This is a genomic window from Lysobacter enzymogenes (assembly GCF_023617245.1).
GTDB lineage: Bacteria > Pseudomonadota > Gammaproteobacteria > Xanthomonadales > Xanthomonadaceae > Lysobacter > Lysobacter yananisis.
Genome location: NZ_CP067396.1, coordinates 6120627 through 6139447 on the forward strand (window position 1 = coordinate 6120627; position 18821 = coordinate 6139447).

The 18821-nt window shown below is 72.6% G+C and carries 19 protein-coding genes and 2 pseudogenes; 14 read left to right on the forward strand and 7 right to left on the reverse strand.

Annotated features, from left to right (window positions below):
• Nucleotides 1–357 precede the first annotated feature (357 nt).
• Both JHW41_RS25530 and JHW41_RS25535 read right to left on the reverse strand, forming a co-directional pair.
• Complete coding sequence (locus JHW41_RS25530; protein ID WP_057949802.1) at nt 358–1122, reverse strand: PspA/IM30 family protein; 765 nt, start codon at nt 1120–1122, stop codon at nt 358–360.
• Nucleotides 1119–1535 (reverse strand): YjfI family protein, encoded by a 417-nt coding sequence (locus JHW41_RS25535; protein WP_057949801.1) that lies wholly within the window; start codon nt 1533–1535, stop codon nt 1119–1121. Before JHW41_RS25535 ends, JHW41_RS25530 begins: the two co-directional genes overlap by 4 nt.
• A gap of 459 nt (nt 1536–1994) precedes the next feature.
• Here JHW41_RS25535 and JHW41_RS25540 point away from each other — a divergent pair, with 459 nt between their 5' ends.
• Together JHW41_RS25540 and JHW41_RS25545 are read left to right on the forward strand one after the other, a co-directional pair.
• On the forward strand, nt 1995–2510 hold the full coding sequence (locus JHW41_RS25540) for a c-type cytochrome (RefSeq protein WP_057949800.1): 516 nt from the start codon (nt 1995–1997) through the stop codon (nt 2508–2510).
• Nucleotides 2511–2745: 235 nt separating this feature from the next.
• A complete protein-coding gene (locus JHW41_RS25545) occupies nt 2746–4524 on the forward strand; it encodes an ExeM/NucH family extracellular endonuclease (protein ID WP_250448405.1) in 1779 nt (592 codons plus the stop codon).
• A 29-nt stretch (nt 4525–4553) separates the two neighbouring features.
• Here JHW41_RS25545 and JHW41_RS27750 read toward each other — a convergent pair whose 3' ends face one another.
• Nucleotides 4554–4637, reverse strand: coding sequence for a DUF6053 domain-containing protein (locus tag JHW41_RS27750; RefSeq protein ID WP_425606441.1), 84 nt, complete (start codon nt 4635–4637; stop codon nt 4554–4556).
• A 184-nt stretch (nt 4638–4821) separates the two neighbouring features.
• On the opposite strand from JHW41_RS27750, the gene JHW41_RS25550 reads away from it, so the two are divergent.
• From JHW41_RS25550 to JHW41_RS25580, 7 genes are all read left to right on the forward strand, one after another.
• Nucleotides 4822–5520, forward strand: a complete 699-nt coding sequence (locus tag JHW41_RS25550) for an alpha/beta hydrolase (RefSeq protein WP_250448407.1) — start codon at nt 4822–4824, stop codon at nt 5518–5520.
• A 17-nt stretch (nt 5521–5537) separates the two neighbouring features.
• Complete coding sequence (locus JHW41_RS25560; protein WP_284499523.1) at nt 5538–6590, forward strand: lysozyme inhibitor LprI family protein; 1053 nt, start codon at nt 5538–5540, stop codon at nt 6588–6590.
• A complete protein-coding gene (gene zapE / locus JHW41_RS25565; protein ID WP_250448409.1) occupies nt 6587–7699 on the forward strand; it encodes a cell division protein ZapE in 1113 nt (370 codons plus the stop codon). Before JHW41_RS25560 ends, zapE begins: the two co-directional genes overlap by 4 nt.
• A 551-nt stretch (nt 7700–8250) precedes the next feature.
• Nucleotides 8251–8634, forward strand: coding sequence for an HU family DNA-binding protein (locus JHW41_RS25570; protein WP_057949797.1), 384 nt, complete (start codon nt 8251–8253; stop codon nt 8632–8634).
• 90 nt (nt 8635–8724) lie between these two features.
• Nucleotides 8725–8874 carry a DUF6053 domain-containing protein gene (locus JHW41_RS27755; RefSeq protein ID WP_428995601.1) on the forward strand — a complete coding sequence of 50 codons (150 nt, stop codon included), beginning with the start codon at nt 8725–8727 and terminating at the stop codon, nt 8872–8874.
• Between the two features lie 80 nt (nt 8875–8954).
• Nucleotides 8955–9224 (forward strand): hypothetical protein, encoded by a 270-nt coding sequence (locus JHW41_RS25575; RefSeq protein ID WP_057949796.1) that lies wholly within the window; start codon nt 8955–8957, stop codon nt 9222–9224.
• Between the two features lie 344 nt (nt 9225–9568).
• Entirely contained in the window at nt 9569–10384 is an 816-nt protein-coding gene (locus JHW41_RS25580; protein ID WP_250448411.1) for an aminoglycoside phosphotransferase family protein, read from the forward strand.
• A gap of 163 nt (nt 10385–10547) precedes the next feature.
• On the opposite strand, the gene JHW41_RS25585 is transcribed toward JHW41_RS25580, so the two are convergent.
• From JHW41_RS25585 to JHW41_RS25595, 3 genes are read right to left on the reverse strand one after another with little or no spacing between them, the layout of a single operon-like run.
• Complete coding sequence (locus JHW41_RS25585) at nt 10548–11939, reverse strand: efflux transporter outer membrane subunit (protein WP_250448413.1); 1392 nt, start codon at nt 11937–11939, stop codon at nt 10548–10550.
• Nucleotides 11936–13282: an HlyD family secretion protein gene (locus tag JHW41_RS25590; RefSeq protein ID WP_250448415.1), complete on the reverse strand. Its 1347-nt coding sequence runs from the start codon at nt 13280–13282 to the stop codon at nt 11936–11938. Before JHW41_RS25590 ends, JHW41_RS25585 begins: the two co-directional genes overlap by 4 nt.
• Nucleotides 13283–13297: 15 nt before the next feature.
• The gene (locus JHW41_RS25595; RefSeq protein ID WP_250448417.1) at nt 13298–14992 is read right to left on the reverse strand and encodes an MFS transporter; all 1695 of its coding nucleotides are present in this window, start codon (nt 14990–14992) and stop codon (nt 13298–13300) included.
• Between JHW41_RS25595 and JHW41_RS25600 the strand changes: the two genes are divergently transcribed.
• The 5 genes and pseudogenes from JHW41_RS25600 to JHW41_RS27760 all read left to right on the forward strand — a co-directional run.
• On the forward strand, nt 14991–15440 hold the full coding sequence (locus JHW41_RS25600) for a hypothetical protein (protein ID WP_250448418.1): 450 nt from the start codon (nt 14991–14993) through the stop codon (nt 15438–15440). The genes JHW41_RS25595 and JHW41_RS25600 overlap by 2 nt on opposite strands.
• 221 nt (nt 15441–15661) lie before the next feature.
• Nucleotides 15662–16168: a DUF2569 family protein gene (locus JHW41_RS25605; RefSeq protein ID WP_250448420.1), complete on the forward strand. Its 507-nt coding sequence runs from the start codon at nt 15662–15664 to the stop codon at nt 16166–16168.
• Between the two features lie 108 nt (nt 16169–16276).
• Nucleotides 16277–16834: a DUF2569 family protein gene (locus tag JHW41_RS25610; protein WP_250448422.1), complete on the forward strand. Its 558-nt coding sequence runs from the start codon at nt 16277–16279 to the stop codon at nt 16832–16834.
• A gap of 109 nt (nt 16835–16943) precedes the next feature.
• Nucleotides 16944–18680 carry a serine hydrolase domain-containing protein gene (locus JHW41_RS25615; RefSeq protein ID WP_250448424.1) on the forward strand — a complete coding sequence of 579 codons (1737 nt, stop codon included), beginning with the start codon at nt 16944–16946 and terminating at the stop codon, nt 18678–18680.
• A pseudogene (locus tag JHW41_RS27760) lies at nt 18607–18774 on the forward strand (hypothetical protein); the annotation flags it as partial. The gene JHW41_RS25615 and the pseudogene JHW41_RS27760, both read left to right, overlap by 74 nt.
• On the opposite strand, the pseudogene JHW41_RS27765 reads toward JHW41_RS27760, so the two are convergent.
• Nucleotides 18759–18812, reverse strand: a pseudogene (locus JHW41_RS27765) (DUF6053 domain-containing protein); the annotation flags it as partial. The pseudogenes JHW41_RS27760 and JHW41_RS27765 overlap by 16 nt on opposite strands.
• Nucleotides 18813–18821 lie beyond the last annotated feature (9 nt).

Below are 18821 nucleotides of genomic sequence, written 5' to 3' on the forward strand. Positions count from 1 at the left end.
CAGCACCGGGCGCGGGGCCGCGCCATAAGGGGCATCCTGCCCCATGGCGCGCGCGCGCATCCATGCGCGCGCCCTCCGGGGCTGCAAGCATGGGCTTTGCGTGGGGTTGCGTCGGAGCCAACAGCAACGGCAACGGCAACGGCAAAATGGATTCCGGCTTTCGCCGGAATGACGGAGGGTGGGTGGGTTGCGTCGCAAACGGCCGCCCCCTTGTAGGAGCGGCGCAAGCCGCGACCGCGCAACCGCGCCTGCGTCGATAGCGAGCCGCATCGCAGCCTCACCGCAGCGAAAGCGCAGCCGCCCCACACCCGCCCCGCCCGCACGACGGCGACCTCGCGGCCGCCGCCGGCGCTTGCTTCAGTCCTTGCGCTCGACCTTGTCGGTTTCCTTGATCTCCGCCGCCGGCAGCGACAGCGGCTCGTGGCTGAGCTGCTGGACCGGCTTCTCGCGGAAACGCTCCAGGATGTTGTCGACGCTGGTCGACTCCGGCAGCAGTCCCGCCGCTTGCAGGCGCTTGTTCAGGTCGCCCTCGCCGGCCTCCGATTCCAGCTGCGCCGCCGCTTCCAGGCGCGCGCCGCGTTCGGCCTGGCGCTGCTGGATGCGCTCGAGCGAGTCCAGCGCGGTGGTGACCTTGCCGTTGGCGCCGGAGTGGCGCGAGGCCACCGCGGTCTGCGCGCGCTGCACCGCTTCGGTCGCCTTGACCGTGTCGACCTGCTGCTTGACCCGCGCCAGCTTGCGCTCGGTGGCGGCGATCGCGGTCTTGAGCTGGCTGATGCTGTTGTCGTAGCTGGTGATCGCCTGCTCGTCGTTCTTCAGGTCGTTCTCGACCGCCGCCAGCCGCTCGGCCACTTCGCGCGCGAGCTGCTCGTTGCCCTGGCGCAGGGCGCCGGCGATGTAGGTCTCGTACTCGGCCTTCTTGGCGAAGCGGTCCTTGCTGCGGTTGGCCTGCAGCTGGCGCTGGGCCATGACCTTGGTCAGCTCTTCCTTGGACCGCGACAGCTCGGTGCCGGCGTCGCGGATCTCCTGGTCGAGGATCTTCAGCGCGTTGGCGTCGACCACGGCCTGGCCGGCCTCGTGCGCGGTGCCGCGGAACAGGGTCAGGATTTTCTGCAGGATGCTCATGCGCTCACCAGGTAGGACTTGAGGGCTTCCACCGCGTCGATCGCGTTGTCGGCCAGGGTGCGGATTTCCAGCTCGATCTGCTCGGCGCTGGAGTCGGGCGCCATCTCGCCGAACACGATGTAGACGTCGCGGTCGTTGATCGTGGTCAGGCCCAGGTTGGACAGCGGGTTGATCGGGTTCAGGCGCAGGCAGGCCTCGTTGAAGCCGTGCGCGTCGCGGACCTGGCCGGATTCGACCAGCGGGGTGGAGACGAAGATCTCGCGGTCGGTCAGGGCGATGGTGATGCCCAGGTCGCCGCTCTCGGGCAGGGTCACCTGGATCGCCGCGTCGGCGGTCGGCACTTCCTCGACGTTCTCGGCGCCGAAGGTGGCTTGCAGGCGGGCGATCAGTTCTTGCGTGGTCCAGCGGGACATAGGGCGGTCCTTGAGGGGGTGTCCTTGGGTGAGGAGCCAGGGCAGCGCGGCGCGAAGCGTCCGGATCGCGGGGCGCTGCGCGCGGTGGCGCCCGGGCGCCGCCGCGATCATCGTCCGTGACCGTGCTCATGGATCGGAAAGGTTATAGGGGCGGGCGCTGGCCGGCGCAAGGCGCACAAGTCGCCCGCGCGCCCGCCCGCGGGGGGCGCAAAGCCCGCAACGGCGCGGGTTCGCGCGGGCCGGACCGGGCCGCAAGCGACCGATCCGCGCAGAGCGAGCTTTGGGCTAAACTGTCCGGCGGAACTACCCGACCGGCATTCCCGGCCCGCGGTTCCGCCCAGGCGGCGGACGGCGGGTCCGTCGTGGGGCGGGTCCGTGCAGCGGTCGCGCCGAACCCCGGTGGCGGCCACGTCGATGGCTCGATGCGCCCCCGGGCGGGGCGCACGCAATAGGTGGACCGTGCGCAATTACGACCTGGAATTCCTGAAGAAATTCTCGATGGTGATCGGCTTCCTGATGCTGGTGACCCTCGGCCTGATGATCGCGGCCTACTTCGTCCACAAGCAGCTGCCGCAGGAAGTCGACCCGCGCGCGGCGCAGCGCACCGAGAACCGCATCGCCCCGACCGGCGCGGTCTACGCCGGCGCCACCGGCGCGGCGGCGCAGCAGGCGGCGGTCGCCGCGGCGGCGGCCAAGGCGGCCTCGCAGGTGGCCTACGGCGGCACCCTCGACGGCAAGGTGATCTTCGACAGCCTGTGCGCGGGCTGCCACAAGTCCGGCGCCGGCGGCGCCCCGACCCTGGACGCCTCGCACTGGGCGACGCGCCTGCCCAAGGGCAAGGACACCCTGCACAAGCACGCCATCGAAGGCTTCACCGGCTCGACCGGCATCATGCCGGCCAAGGGCGGCAACCCGGCCCTGACCAACGAACAGGTCAGCGCGACGGTCGACTGGATGCTCGGCAACATCAAGTAAGCCGACGCCTAAGCCGACGCCGCGTGCCGCCGCGCCCGCGCCGATCCGGAAACGCCGCCCTCGGGCGGCGTTTTTCGTTTCCGGCCCGACGCCCGCGGGTCCGGCGCCGGCCGCGGCCGTCGTCCCGCACGCGCCCGACAGGCCCGGCGGCACCCGCGTTGCCGCCACACGGCACACGACGGAGCGCAATCGGGCTGCGGATAATGGCCGCTCCCTCCGTCCCGCCGAGCCCGCCATGACGCGCATCCGCCCCGCCCTCGCCTTCGCGCCCTGCCTGCTGCTGGCCGCCTGCGCCAGCGCGCCGCGCGCCGACCGCGACGCGGCGGCGCAGGCGCAAGCGGCGCCGATCGGCTCCCTGCAGGCCGGCGGCGACGCCGCCCAGGCGCGCGTGGCCGGCACCGTCACCGCCGCCCTGGCCGGCGCCGACGGCCAGCCGGGCTGGCTGCTGCAGGACGCCGGCGACGGCGACGCCGCCACCTCCGATGCGATCTGGGTGCTCGGCCCGGCCGCGGCGGGCCTGGCGCCGGGCCAGAACGTGCAGGTGACCGGCCGGGTCCATCGCGCCGCGCTGCCGGCCGCCGGCAAGGGCCGCGCCGCCAGCCTGCTGGCGATCGACGCCGAACGGATCGAACCGATGCGCGCGCGGGCGCGGCTGCGCCCGGTCGCGCCGCTCGCGCTGACCGCCGCGCCGGACTGGAACGCGCTCGCCGGCATGCGCGTGCGCATCGACGCGCCGCTGGTCCTGGCCGACCGCGACCGCGAGCGCGGCACCGTCGCGGTCGCCTTCGACGGCCCGCTGTGGCAACCGGGCGAACGCGCCATGCCGGGCAGCGAGGCCGCGCGCGCGGTCGCCGCCGACAACCTGCGCCGGCGCCTGACCCTCAGCGGCGAGGCGCTCGGCGACGAGGCCTACCGCGCCCGCAGCGGCAGCGCGGTGAGCGCGGTGGAAGGCATCGCCCTGCCGCGCGGCGACGGCCCCGGCCTGCGCCTGGAACGCGCGCCGGCGCTGCAGCCGGCGCCGCGCCCGCAACAGCCGCCGCGGGTCGACGGCCAGGTGCGCATCGCCGCGTTCAACCTGGAGAACCTGTTCAACGGCGACGGCCGCGGCGGCGGTTTCCCGACCCCGCGCGGCGCGCGGACCGAGGCCGAATTCCACGCCCAGCTGGCCAAGCTGGTCGAGACCATCCACGCCATGAACCCCGACGTGGCCGCGTTGATGGAGCTGGAGAACGACGGTTACGGCCCCGATTCGACCCTGGCGCAATTGGTGGCCGCGCTCGACCGCGCCGATGCCGCAAGCGGCGGCGCCCAGGACTGGCGCTACGCCGCGCCGTGCAAGCAGCCTTGCGCGCTCGCGGTGCGCGGCCCCGGCGACAACGCGATCCGGGTCGGCCTGATCTACCGCGGCCAGCGCGTGGCCGCGCGCGGCCTGGCCGCGACGCTGGAACAGGGCCCGTTCGGCCCGCACTCGCGGGTGCCGCTGGCGCAGGCGTTCCAGGCGCTCGGCGCCGGCGGCGCGCGCGGCCCGGCGTTCGTGGTCGCGGCCAACCACTTCAAGTCCAAGGGCTGCCGCGACGCCGAAGGCGCCGACCGCGACCAGGGCGACGGCGCGGCCTGCTGGAACGCGCTGCGCAGCGATTCGGCGCGGCGCCTGGACGCGTGGCTGAAGACCGACCCGACCCGCAGCGGCGGCGCGCTGACGATGATCGTCGGCGACCTCAACGCCTATGCCCAGGAACAACCGCTGCGCGAGCTGTACGCGGCCGGCTGGCAGGACGCGTTCGCCGCGGCCAAGGTCGCCTCGCCCTACAGCTACGTCTACGACGGCGAACTCGGCCGCCTCGACCACGCCCTGCTCTCACCGGCGCTGGCCGCGACCCTGCGCGGCGCGGCCGAGTGGCACGTCAACGCCGACGAACCCGACAGCGCCGGCTACCGCAACGGCGGCGCGGGACCGTGGCGCAGCTCCGACCACGATCCGGTGCTGCTCGGCTTTGACCTGCTGCCGCGCTGAGCGGGATTCGACTGCTTGTGGGAGGGGCTTCAGCCCCGACGCTCTTCGATCCGACGCGACACCGCGACCTGCGCCGAAAGCATCGGGCCTGAAGGCCCTCCCACCGAGCTCATGCAGTTGTGGGAGGGGCTTCAGCCCCGACGCCTTTCGATCCGATGCGACACATCGCCCAGGATCGACGACCTGCGACCTCGGCCTCCCCGCCGTCGCGACGCGCCGATTTGCCCGCCCTGGCCACCATCGCCGCGCACACGCCGCCGTAACACCCGCCTCGCGCCGCCCCGTATCATGCGCGGCATGAGCATCCCCGCCTTTCCCCGCGATGCGAGCGCCACGCTGACCCTGGCCGGCCCGGCCGGGGCGATCGAGGCCATCGTGGAAGCGCCCGAGGCGCCGGCGCGCCCGATCGTCGCCATCGTCTGCCACCCGCTGCCGACCGAGGGCGGGACCATGCACAACAAGGTCGTGACCATGGCCGCGCGCTCGCTGCGCGAATGCGGCGCGGCCACGGTGCGCTTCAACTTCCGCGGCGTCGGCCACTCCGAAGGCGAGTTCGACCAGGGCGAAGGCGAATGCGACGACCTGCGCGCGGTCGCCGCCTGGGTCCGCGCGCAGCGCCCCGACGCGCAGCTGTGGCTGGCCGGTTTCAGCTTCGGCGCCTACGTCTCGCTGCGCATGGCCGACGAACTGCAGCCCAAGCTGCTGATCTCGATCGCGCCGCCGGCCGGACGCTGGGACTTCGACCGGATCGCGCCGCCGTCGGGCTATCCGTGGATCGTGATCCAGGGCGAGGCCGACGAGATCGTCGATCCCGAAGCGGTCTACGCCTGGATCGCCGGCCTGCGCCAGCCGCCCGAGCTGGTGCGCATGCCCGACACCTCGCATTTCTTCCATCGCCGCCTGATCGACCTGCGCGGCGCGATCAAGAACTCGGTGCGCCCGCACCTGCCGCCCCAGACCGACGCCGACGCCGACGGCGCCGCGCCGCCCGCCTGACCCAGGACGCTTCCCCCATGCGCCTTTCCCCCCGCCTGGCGCTGCCGCTGGCCGCCGCGCTCGCCGCCGTCGCGCCGCCGGCCGCCGCCGCCGGCATCGACTGCGCCAAGGCCGCCAACCGCAACGAACAAGCCATCTGCGCCGATCCGCTGCTGCGCCAGCGCGACGGCGAACTCGACGCCGCCTACGCCGCCGCGCGCAAGGCCAGCGACTACCGCGGCGAACTCAAGAAAGACCAGCAGGCCTGGCTGCGCGAGCGCGACCGCTGCGACGGCCAGGTGCGCTGCCTGCGCATGGCCTACGTCGGCCGCCTGACCGAACTCAAGCCGGCCGCGGTATCGGGCAAGTTCGACTGGAGCGGCGAGTGGACCCGCAGCGACGGCACCGCCACGCTCTCGCTCAAGCCGGTCGGCGAGGACCGCTACGAACTCGAACTGCAGGCCAGCTCCGGCGCCAACACCGGCCTGCTGTCGGGCCGCGCGCGCAAGGCCGGCGACAGCGAGATGACCTTCAAGGGCCAGGGCGACAACGCCCGCTGCGAACTGACCTTCCACCGCTTCCACCGCCAGATCCAGATCGAGCAGCAGCACACCGGCAGCGACTGCGGCGTCGGCGTGGGCGTGTTCTTCAGCGGCCGCTACCTGCCCGGCCTGCCGGCGGCGGTGGCGACCACCCACTGGACCCTGCTCGACCTGGGCGTGGTGCTCAAGCCCGAGGACGACGCGCGCCTGCGCGCCCTGGTCGGCGAGGACTACGACGCGCTGGTCGAGCGCATGGACGTCACCGACACCCGCACCGACGCCGAACTCAAGGCCCAGGTCACCAGCGGCTACGTGCGCGGGGTGGCGGTGACCATGCGCGCGCTGCTGATCCAGGCCGACGACGGCCGGCAATGGGCGGCGGTGCGCGGCGAAGACAAGCGCGGCCACGCCGAACTGCGCTACTACAGCTCCGATCCGGCCTGGACCGGCAAGCTGCCGGCGGCGGTGGACGCGTGGGCCGACGGCTACCAGGAACAGGTGCCGGTGCGGGCGATGTCGGTCGGCGGCCGCGTGCTGGCGCAACCGTGAGCGCGCATCCGCAGGACGGCGCGGCGGCGCGCACGCCGTCGCAGGCCTACGCCGCCGGCGTCGCGCGCGGCGAATGGAGCGACGATCCGGCCCAGCACCCGGCCTTGCGCGAACTCGACCGGATCCAGGCGCAACTGCTCGGCGCGCCCGAACCCGGCCTGTTCGACCGCCTGCGCGGCAAGCCGCGCGAAGGCGTGCGCGGGCTGTACCTGTGGGGCGGCGTCGGCCGCGGCAAGACCTTCCTGATCGATCTGTTCTACGAGCAGTTGCCGATCGCGCAGAAACGCCGCACCCACTTCCACCGCTTCATGCGCGAGGTCCACGCCCAGCTGCGCGCGCACGCCGGCCAGAGCGATCCGCTGGCCAAGATCGCGCGCGAGTGGCGCGACAGCCTGCGGGTGCTGGTGCTGGACGAGTTCTTCGTCATCGACATCGGCGATGCGATGCTGCTCGGGCGCCTGCTCGAGCGCCTGTTCGCCGAGGGCGTGACCCTGGTCACCACCTCCAACATCGACCCGCCCAACCTCTACGCCGACGGCCTGCAGCGCGACCGCTTCAAGCCGGCGATCGAGCAGATCCAGTCCCATTGCCAGGTGCTGCTGCTCGACAGCCAGCGCGATTACCGGCTGCGCGCGCTGACCCGCTCGCCGGTGTACCGCGCGCCGCTGGACGCCGAATCTGACGCCTGGCTGGCCGGACGCTGGAAGGAGCTGTCGGCCGGCTGCGCGCCCGAATCCGGGCCGCTGCGCATCGACGACCGCGACATCGCGGTGCGCGCGCGCGCCGACGGCCACGCCTGGTTCGACTTCGCCGCGCTGTGCGAAGGCCCGCGCGCGGCCAGCGACTACATCGAGATCGCCACCGAGTACCACACCGTGCTGCTCGGCGGCATCCCGCTGTTCGACGGCCGCAACGACGATCCGGCGCGGCGCTTCGTCAACCTGATCGACGAGTTCTACGACCGCCACGTCAATCTGGTCTGCACCGCCGCCGACGCGCCGACCGGGCTGTACCGCGGCGAGCGCCTGACCGGCGCGTTCGAACGCACCGCCTCGCGCCTGATCGAGATGCAGTCGGCCGAGTACCTGGCGCGCGAGCACCGCGGCTAGCCGCCGCGGCCCGTCGCTGCCTGCCGGGCCGCGACCGCGCGCGCCGTCGCCGGTGAAGGCCGCGTGCAGCGATTGCGCCGCTACGCGCGCCGGTTTGCGTTGCGTGCCCGCGCTCGTTCGCCGCGCCAGCGCGCCGCGCCGCGGCGCATTTCGCGCAACCGTGCACAACCGCGACGCCCCGCGCACGCACGAGCCCGCCCGCGACTGAATGCCGCCGCGCCGCCGACGCCGGCGCGGCGCGAGCGGGCCGGCCGCGCGCACGGCGCGCGCAAAGTTTCGCTGCGCCGCCGCACGAACCGTCGAAAACCCTGTTTTCAAGGGGTTTTTCGCGCGCGGCGACGGCGCGCCCGCGCGCCCGGATCGAGGCCAAACCCCGCAAGCGCCAGGGTTTTTTCCGTGCGCGCGGCCGCAACAGGACGCGCGCGGCTGAAAAACCCGCATTTTTTTACGCCAAAGCTCTTGGCGACGCGGCGGGCTTGCCCTACATTCCGCCTTGCCGAGGGGTTAACCAGGCAACCCATCCATCCAACGCCGTACTACCGGAAAACACTATGGCTACGAAAAAGACCGCTGCAAAGAAGAAGGCCGCGCCGAAGGCCGCCGCCAAGACCGCCGCTCCGAAGCCGATCAAGGAAGTGCTGAGCAAGTCGGGTCTGGTCGCGCACCTGGCCGAAACCACCGGCGTCGTCGCCAAGGACGTGCGCTCGATCCTCGGCGCGCTGGAAGGCGCCGTGCACGCCTCGATCAACAAGAAGGGCGCCGGCGCGTTCACCCTGCCGGGCATCCTGAAGATCACCGCCGTCAGCGTCCCGGCCAAGCCGAAGCGCAAGGGCATCAACCCGTTCACCAAGGAAGAGCAGTGGTTCGCCGCCAAGCCGGCCACCGTCAAGGTGAAGGTGCGCCCGCTCAAGAAGCTCAAGGACGCCGCGCTCTGATCCTGCGGATGCGGCGCGCTTCGGCCCGCCGCATCGGCTGCTTCGCCGGACGCCGCCTTCGGGCGGCGTTCGTGTTTTCGCGGCGCGGCGATCGGAGCGAAGAGCGTCGGGCCTGAAGGCCCTCCCACAAATGCAAAGGCCCGGGCCGCGACCACCCGATGCCGAGGACTGTTGTGGGAGGGCCTTCAGGCCCGATGCTTTTCGGCCAGCGACCACGCTCCGGCCCGCGCCAAAAAATGAATGCGATGAAGCCACGCACGCGCCGCATCTCCGGCGCGACCGCCGTGGCATAGTGCGCGCATTCGCCTTGGAGCTCCGTCGTGGATCCGATCAGCCTGGAAGACTTGGCCTTGCTGGACGTTTTGCAGCGCATCGATCAGGGCCACGCGCCGGGCCACCATTCGCGCGCCCTCAGCGAACGCCTGGTCGAGGCGGCGTTGGCCGAGGCCGGCGAGGACGGCGTGCTGATCCTCACCGACGCGGGCGTGGAGCGTTGCAAGTCGCTGCGCCACCGGGTCGCGGCGGATACCGAAGCCGCGCAGGTGCTCAAGGAGCGCGAGGACGCGGCGCAGGAAACCGATGCGCCCTGACCGCAGCGACTTTGCCTCATCGGCTTTTTCGCCCGCCACGTCTCGCGCGCGTTCCCGATTTCTCTTGTAGCAGCGACCTGTAGGAGCGACGCAAGTCGCGACCGCGCCAGCGCGATAACGACGCGCCTCGCCTACCTGAGCGACCTCGCGGTATCCGCTACTGTCGCGGGATCGCCGTCGCCGTAGTTGCAGTGTCGCGGTCGCGGCTTGCGCCGCTCCTACAGGGAGCGGGCGCGACATTCGCATCGCGGGCTACACAAAGAAACATCTGTGCACGCGCGCGGCTCTTGCCCGCGTCGGATTCGTCCCGATATCCAGGGTTCCGCCGCCACCGCCGTTCGCGCATGACGACGCCGTACGATCGACACCTCGCGCTGTGGAACCTCAGCGCCGACGGAGCGCCCATCCATACCCACAGCAGCGATCTGTTGCCGGTGCGCCATGAAGGCCGCCCGGCGATGCTCAAGATCGCGCGCGAAGCCGAGGAGAAGCGCGGCGGCCTGTTGATGAACTGGTGGGACGGCGACGGCGCCGCGCGCGTCTACGCCGACGACGGCGAGGGCGCGCTGTTGCTCGAACGCGCCTGCGGGCCGCGCTCGCTGGTGCAGATGGCGCGCAACGGCCAGGACGAGGAAGCCACGCGGGTCCTGTGCGGCGCGATCGCGCGGCTGCACGCGCCGCGGCCGCAACCGCCGCCGGACGGACTGGCGGGCTTGCGCGAATGGTTCGCCGACCTGCCGGTGTACGCGGCCAGCCACGGCGGCGTGCTGCGGCGCTGCTGGGAAGTCGCGCAGGAGTTGCTCGACGATCCGCGCGAAGTGGTGCCGCTGCACGGCGACATCCACCACGAGAACGTACTCGACGCCGGCCCGCAACGCGGCTGGATCGCCATCGATCCCAAGCGGGTGATGGGCGAGCGCGGATTCGACTACGCCAACCTGTTCACCGATCCCGACGGCGAGACCGCGCTGGCGCCGGGGAATTTCGAGCGCCGGCTGGTGGTGGTGTGCGAACACGCGCGGATCGAGCGGCGACGGATGCTGCAGTGGATCGTCGCATTCCAGGGCCTGTCGGCGGCGTGGTTCCTCAGCGATGCCGAGCAGCCGGACAAGGAGTTCGCGATCATCGGCAAGGCCTTGAACGAGTTGGATCGGGTTTGAGGGCGATCGCGACCTGACAGGAAAGCGTCGGGCCTGAAGGCCCTCCCACAACAGCACAAGCACGGGCCAAGCGAGCCCGACGTCGAGTGCTGTTGTGGGAGGGCCTTTGCTGTTGTGGGAGGGCCTTCAGGCCCGACGCTGTCCGCTCAGCTCGCGACGCACCTCACCGCCCCGCCGCCTCCCACCCGCCGCCCAGCGCCTTGTACAGGTTCACCTCCGCCGTCAGCGCGTCGCCCTGCAACTGCAGCGCGGTCAGTTCCGCGTTGAACAGGTTGCGCTGCGCGTCGAGTTCTTCCAGGTACGAGGCATAACCCTCGTTGTAGCGGTTGTGCGCGATCCGCAGCGCTTCGGCCAGCGCCTGTTGCTGCTGCACGGCCTGCTCGCGCTGTTCGCGCAGGTGGGCGATCGCCGCCATCGCGTCCTCGACTTCGGCGAACGCGGTCAGCACGGTCTTCTGATAGCCCAGCACCGCCTGGTCGCGGCGCGCGGCGCTGGCGTGGACGCCGGCGCGCAGGCGGCCGGCGTTGAACAGCGGCGCCAGCACGCTGCCGCCGACGCTCCACACCCGGATCGGGTCGCCGTGCAGCAGGCTCGATTCCAGGCTGCCGATCGAACCGGTCAGGCGCAGCGACGGCAGCAGTTGCGCGCGCGCGGCGGCGAGGCTGGCGTCGCTGGCGGCGATCTGCGCCTCGCCCTGGGCGATGTCGGGACGGCGCCGCAGCAGTTGCGAGGGCACGCCGGCCGCCGGCAGCGCGGGCGCGGCGATCTCGGCCAGCGGCCGGCCGCGTTGGATCGGCTGCGGCGCGCGGCCGAGCAAGACCGACAGCGCGTCTTCCTGGCGCCGGATCGCCAGCGCCAGCTGCGGCACCACCTGCGCGGTGGCGCGGTATTCGGCCTGGGCCTGGGCCAGTTCCAGGCGCGAGGTGTAGCCGGTGTCGTAGCGGCGCTGGGCCAGCTTGAGCGCGTTCTCGCGCGAGGCCAGGGTGCGCCGCGCCACGTCCAGGCGCGCGTCGCTGGCGCGCAGTCCCAGATAACCGGAGGCCACCGCCGCGGCGACGCTCAGGCGCACGCTGTCGGCGCCGGTCTGGCTGGCGAGCAGGTTGGCGCGCGCCGCGTCGGTCAGCGAACCCAGGCGGCCCCACAGATCGACTTCGTATGCCGCCTGGAACTGCGGCTGGCTGACGGTCGACAGATTCGGCCGTCCGGTCGCCGCGCCGACGCTGCGCGCGCGGGTGGCGCTGCCGGCCAGATCGAGCGTCGGCCACTGCTGCGCGCCCTGCGCGTCGAGCAGCGCGCGCGCCTCGGCCACGCGCGCGGCGGCCAGGCGCAGGTCGGTGTTGTGTTCGAGCGCGGTCTCGACCAACTGCGACAGCGCCGGATCGTTGTAGCCGCGCCACCAGTCGCGTTGCACCGCGATGCCGGCGCCGGGCGCGTCGCGCCAGGCCGCGGGCGGCGCGTCCAGCGCCGGCGGCGGGGCGACGGTGACGCAGGCGGCGAGCGCCGCCGTCGCCGCGGCGAGCGCGGCGGTGCGCGCGAGCGTGCGGAGCCGGCTCATCGCGATGGCGTCCCGTGGTTGGCCGGATCGCGCTTCGCGGCGGCGGCATCGGGCGGGCCGGCCGGCGAAGGCGCGCTGTGCGACGAAGCGTCGTTCGCAGGCCCTCCATTCGAAAGCGTGCCGCTCGAAGCCTCGTCGTCCGCAGGCCCGACGCTCGACGTCGGACTCGCCGCCGCGCCCGCCGACGCCGCGCCGTCGTCGGCCTGCAACGCCGGCACCGAGGCGTCGCGCGCCGCATCCGCGGCCGCGGCCTGTTCGGCGCGATGCACCGCGTCGGCATCGATCGCGCTCGCAGTATCGACCGTCGCCTCCACCGACATGCCCGGCCGCAGGCGCGCGACCAGCGCGCGCTCGGCCTCGTCGCGGCCGGGTTCGAGCGCGATGCGCACCGGCAGGCGCTGGGCGACCTTGGTGAAGTTGCCGGTGGCGTTGTCGGTCTTGATCACGCTGAATTCCGAACCGGTCGCCGGCGAGAGCCGCTCGACCCGGCCGCGCAGGGTCTTGCCGTCGAGCGCGTCGACCCGGAACCATGCCGCCTGCCCCGGGCGGATGCCGGCGGTCTGCGATTCCTTGAAGTTCGCCACCACCCACACCCGATGCGGCACCAGCTGCATCAGCTGGGTGCCGGGGGTGACGTACTGGCCCAGGCGCACGCCGATCTCGCCGAGCTGGCCGTCCTGCGGCGCCAGGATGCGGGTGTTGGCCAGGTCGATTTCGGCCAGCTTGAGCGCGGCGCGCGCATTGGCCACCGCCGCGGTCAGCGCGTCGCGGTTGACGATCACCGAACGCACGTCCTCGTCGGCCGAACGGCGCGCGGCCTGGGCCTGGCCCATCGAGGCCTCGGCCTGGCGCAACGCGGCCAGGGTCTGGTCGCGCTCGCGCTTGGACAGCGAGCCGTCGCCGACCAACGCTTCGGCGCGGCGCATGTCGGCCTGGGCGCGGGCGAGGTTGGCCTGCGCCGCCTTGAGCTGTGCGTCCACGTTCGCCACCGCGGCCTCGCGCACGCGCTGGGCCTGGGTCGAGTTGGACAGGTTGGCTTGCTGCGCGGCGAGGTTGGCCTGGGCCTGGTCCAGGCGCTGGCGGTAGTTGCGCGCGTCGAGTTCGACCAGCACCTGCCCGGCCTTGACCTGCATGTAGTCCTGCACCCGCACCTGGGCGACGTAGCCGTCGACCTTCGGCGCGATCACGGTGACGCTGCCGCGCACGTAGGCGTTCTCGGTGGTCTGGCGCGCGCTGGAGAACGGCCACAGCCGCCAGGCGTAGAGGATCACCAGCACCGCCAGCAGCGCGATCAGCAGCGCCGGGATGGTGGCCTTGGATTTGAAGGGCGTCTTCAGGGGCATGGGGCGTCCTTCGGGTCAGGAGCGGGCGGGGGCGGGGGCGGGAGCGGAAGGGGCGGCGGAAGCGGCGGGGTTCGGCGGCGATTGCAGCGCGGGCGGCGTCGCCGCGGCGTCGCGGCCGGGCGCCGGCGCGGGCGCGGCGGCGGGCGGGCCGAACGGGCCGGGCACCTGCGAGGCGAAGCTGACCACGGTGTGGCCGCGCCGCCACAGCTGCCACTTCAGCAGCAGCACCCAGGCCAGCACCGCCGCGGCCAGCCACGCCACCGCCAGGAACACGTCGTTGTAGGCCAGCACCCACGATTCGCGCACGACCTGTTGGTTGAACGACGCCAGCCCCTGGTTGCCGCGCGCCGCGGCGTCGCCGAGCACGCGCGCGACCGCGCCGCCGAGCTGCTGGGTGCGCAGCGCCACCTGCGGGTCGGCGAGCGTGGCCTGCTGCATCAAGTGCTGGTAGTGCGCGGTCTGGCGCTGGGCCAGGTAGGTGCCCAGCACCGCCGAGCCGAGCAGGCCGCCGAGCGCGTTGGTGGTGCTGAACAAGACGATGAAGGTGACCAGATTGCGCAGCCCGTCGGCGACCACGCGCACCAGCGCCAGCAGGATCGAAGAGGCCAGGAACATCGAGGCCGCCATCGCGATCAGGGTCTGGGTGAGGTAGAAGTTTTCCGGCCGGGTCAGGTTGGTGGCGTGCGAATCCACGTAGGCGCACACGCCGACGATCGCCACCGCGATCAATCCGAGCAGATCGAAGCGTTGTTTCGGCAGGAATAGCAGGGTCACCACGAACCCGGCGACGGTGCCCAGCAGCACCAGCCAGAACAGCGTGTGCATCTGTTCGTTGAGCAGGCCGAGCACGTTGAGCAGGCCGACCGCGCCGACCGACTGCTCCGACAGCACCATGCGCGACAGCGTGATCGCCAGCCCCAGCCGCACCATGTAGCCGCCGTGCAGCAGCCAGCGCAGGTTGACCATCGGCTTGGAACGGTTGATCTCGACGATCACGAACAAACCCGCGCACACCGCCGCGGCGACCAGGCATTCGCCGAGCCACGGCGTGTCCAGCCACCAGCGCAGCCGGCCCTGGGTCAGCACCACGGTGACCAGGGCGATGGCGCTGGCGTAGAGCGGGAAACTGACGATGTCGAGACCGTCGAACATCGGCTGGCGCGGCACCGGGGTGACCCGCAGCAGATTGATCGCGGCGAAGCAGGCCAGCGCCAGGCCCAGCTCGAACATCACCACGCCGTGCCACTGGCCGTGCAGGAACAGCCCTTCGGCGATGATCCGCGACACCGGCGCGCCGGTCTGCAACGCGGCGAAGCCGAACATCAGGCCGATGACCTTCTTCGGGCCGCTGAAGACCTCGGCCATGTACAGCACGGTCAGCGAGCTCAGCGGCGCGGCGGCGATGCCGAGCGCGGCGCGCGCGGCGATCGCCGAGCTGAGGTCGTTGGCGACCAGGTGCACCACCGCGGCGATCACGAACAGGCCGATGGCGAGGTCGGCGAACAGGCGCAGGCCGTAGTGCAGGCGGAATTTGGTCAGCAGCAGGCTGGCCGGGATGTTGGTGGCGAAGTAGGCGGTCAGCAGCCACGCGCCCTCGGCCGTGGTCGCGCCGAGCGCGCCCTGCACCTGCGGCAGGTTGGACGCGACCAGGTTCATGCCCAGGCTTTGGGTCAGCCCGAGCAGCAGCGAGATCGCCACGAACGCGGCCATGCGCCAGCGCGGCATCGGCGCCGGCGCGGCCGGCGGGCCGGCCGGCGGTGGCGGCGATGGCGGCGGCGCAGCTCCGGTGCCCGCGTCCGAGCCAGGCGCGCGCGGCGCGGCGGCGGGCGCGGCCGGCGCGCGCGTGGCGGGCGCGCTGGGCGTGTTGGCGGCGGACGTGTTGGCGACGGACGTATTGACGGCAGGCGCCTCGGTGGCGGGCGCGCTCGCCGCCATCGGCGCGGACGCGGCCGGCGCGGACGACCCAGGCGCGCGCGCGGACGCGGCCCGCGGCCCGGACACGGGTCGCGCGGACGCGGCAGGCGACGAAGACGGCGCGGCGGCGCCCGGAGCGGAAGAGTCGGACAAGGACAAGGCGGTGGCGGCGGTGCTGGCCATGTGCAGGCGCGCGGCTCCCGCTGGCGTTGGCGTTGGCGTTGGCGTTGCGATGGATGAGTAGGCAACAGCGGGCGGTCAACGATCAAGCGCGCGCGAGGCGGCTGGGCTGTCCGTTCGAGTCGCTTTCCCCTGCCCGCGTATGTTGCGATTCCTGCGTCGCGGGGATGTGACGGACTGCGCGGGACGGCTATCCTGCGGCTGCGATGCATGCAGCCGCGCCACATGCGGCACGGCGCCGGCCGGCGCCAGACAAGCGCGAGAAGCGCGAGAAGCGAGGACGCGATGGACCAGGACGATCCGTATCGGCATACCTCCGTCGCGGACCGGGTGCCGAACCCTTATGGCGAACGCGACGGACGCGGCCCCGAGGGGCTCGGCGGCTGGCTGATCGCGGTCGCCGCGATCCTGGGCCTGTCGGCGGCGTTCGCGATTCTCAGCCTGGGCTTGGCCGTGTTCGGTGGCGGCTTGTCCGGCGACTTGTCGCCCGAGTACCTGGGCTACGTGCGCGCGCGGGTCGCGGTCGATGCCCTACTGCTGCCGCTCGCCCTCGCCGCGCTGACGCTGTTCTGGCGCAAGTCGCGGTGGTTCCCGCACACGTTCGTCGCCTGGGCGGCGGTGGCCGCGTTCGGCAAGGGCGTCCGCCCGTGGATGATGGCCATGACCGGCGACGTCAGCCTGGTCATGGCCCTGGCGACGCCGTTGCTGTGGGCGCTGCTCTGGTACGGCCCGTGGATCGTTTACATCCTGCGCTCCCGACGGGTCCGCAACACCTTCGCCGCGCGCCGCTGACAGCCGCCGCATGGATGCGCCGCGACGCGCGATGGCGCTATCGTGGCGGCCGCGGCCGCCGCCGGGTTCCGGGGAGGAACCGTCCGCGCCGCGCACAGGGGACCCGCCATGCACGACGAAGATCCGTACCGCCGCGAACCCGCGCCGCCCGCCGCGCGCGGCGCGCTGCGGCTCGGCGACGAACCGCTGCGGTTCGGCACCGACCGCAGCGAACGCAACCGCGGCGCGGTCGGCCGCGGCGGCTGGCTGATCGGCGTGGCGATCATGATGGTGTGGTCGCTGCTGTTCGCCATGGCCAACGCCGGCGGCATGGCCGCGCTGCTGGAATCGCCCGAGGTGGCCTCGGCGATGGACGGGGCCAAGGCGGGCGCCTTGCGCTTCTATCTCGCGGTCAGCGCCGCGATGTTCGCGTTGAACCTCGTCGCCCTGGTGCTGTTCGCGATCAAGTCGCCGTGGTTCCCGCGCGTCTACGTCGCCTGGCTCGGCATCGATCTGGTCCTGGTATCGATCGCGACCGGCTTGCTGTCGCAGGCCAGCGGCGGCGGCTTTGCCGGCGTCGCCGCGGCGGCGCTGATCGGCCGGCTGCTGTTCTGGAACGGCCCGTGGATGGCCTACGCGGCCATGTCCGAACGGGTGAGGAACACCTTCGCCGCCCGGCGCGCCTGAGCGCGGCCGCGGGTTGGTCCCGCGCGCCTGCGTGACTTCCGCCACGCAGGCCGGGCACGCGCGCTGCCTATAGTGGCCGGCCCCCGCTCCGCATCCGTAAGGACACGCCATGCACGCTCTGCGTCCCCTCGCCGCCACGCTCGCGCTGGCTCTGGCGAGCTTCGCGACGGTCGCCGCGCCCGCTTCGCCCATCGCAGCGGCGACGCCGGCGGCAGCGGCGACGCCGGCAGCGCCGGCAGCGCTGGAAGCCGGCACCGACGCGATCTTCGCGCGCTGGAACCGCGGCGACAGCCCCGGCTGCGGCGTCGCGGTGTTCCGCGACGGCGCGATCGCGTTCCAGAAAGGCTACGGCCAGGCCAACCTGGAGCTGGGCGCGCCGATCGGCGCGGACACGGTGTTCGACATCGGCTCGACGTCCAAGCAGTTCACCGCCGCCGCGCTGCTGTTGCTGGAGCGCGACGGCAAGCTCTCGCTCGACGACGACGTGCGCAAGTACGTGCCCGAGCTGCCCGACTACGGCCAGACCATCACCCTGCGCCAGCTGCTGCAGCACACCAGCGGCCTGCGCGACTACCTCGACGTGCAGTTGCTGGCCGGCGTCGCCTACGACGACTACAGCAGCGACCGCCAGACCCTGGACCTGCTGGCGAAGCAGAAGGCGCTGAACTTCGCCCCGGGCAGCGAGTTCGTCTACAGCAACACCGGCTACTTCCTCGCCGCCGAGATCGTGAAGCGGGTCGCCGGCAAACCGCTGGCGCAGTTCGCGCATGAGCGCATCTTCGCGCCGCTGGGCATGCGCGACACCCTGTTCCGCGACGACCACACCCTGCCGGTACGCGGCCGCGCCAGCGCCTACACGCGCGCCGGGGGCGCGGCCGGCGAGGCGGCGGACGGCATCGCCCGCTTCCGCATCGACATGCCGAACTGGGACCAGGTCGGCGACGGCGCGGTGCTGACCACGCTGGCCGACCTGCAGCGCTGGGACGAGAACTTCTACCGCCCCGTGGTCGGCGACGCCGACTTCCTCGCCCGCCTGCAGCAGCCGGGCCGGCTCGCCGACGGCACGCGCCTGGATTACGCGCTGGGCCTGTTCGTCGATAGCCACCGCGGGCTCAAGACGGTTTCGCACGACGGCGCCTGGGGCGGCTACCGCGCCCAGCTGCTGCGTTTCCCGGAGCGGCACCTGTCGGTGGCGACGCTGTGCAACCTGGATTCGACCGACCCGGAGAGCCTCGCCCTGCGCGTCGCCGACCTGTGGCTGGGCCTGCCGCCCGAACCGGCGGCGCGACGCGCCCCGCGCCCGACCGTGGACATGCTGCCCGCCGCGATGCAGCGCTGGGCCGGGGTGTACCGCAATCCCGCCACCGGCAGCCTGCGCCGGATCGAATGGGACGAGGGCGCGCTGTCGCTGCACGCCTTCGGCGACACCTATCCGATGCGGCCGGTCGGCAAGGACGAGTTCGAGGTCGACGACGCCCCGGTGGCCGCGCTGTCGTTCCGCGATCCCGGCCGCGGCCGGCCGCGCGTCGCGGTGCAGCTGGCCGACGGCAAGCGCACCGAGTTCCCCGAGCTGCAGGTGGCCCAGCCCGACGCCGCCGCGCTGGCCGCCTACGCCGGCGACTACCGCTGCGACGAACTCGGCCGCGACTATCGCTTCAGCGCGATCGACGGCGCCCTGCATCGGGCCGACGCGCGCAGCGGGCCGGCGCGGCTGCAGCCGCTGGAACGCGACCGCTTCCTGCAGGGTTCGCTGAACTTCCGCTTCCAGCGCGATGCGGCCGGCGCGATCGACGGGGTGTCGATGGACGTGGGCCGCGTGCGCGACCTGCGTTGCCAGCGCCGCTGACGCTCGCGATCAAAGATTCATCGCACCGGAAACCGCAGCCGCGGTTGTTGTGGGAAGGGCTTCAGCCCCGATGCTCTTGTGCCAAGTCGCGCGGATCCGAGCCGAAAGTGTCGGGCCTGAAGGCCCTCCCACACCGCTCCT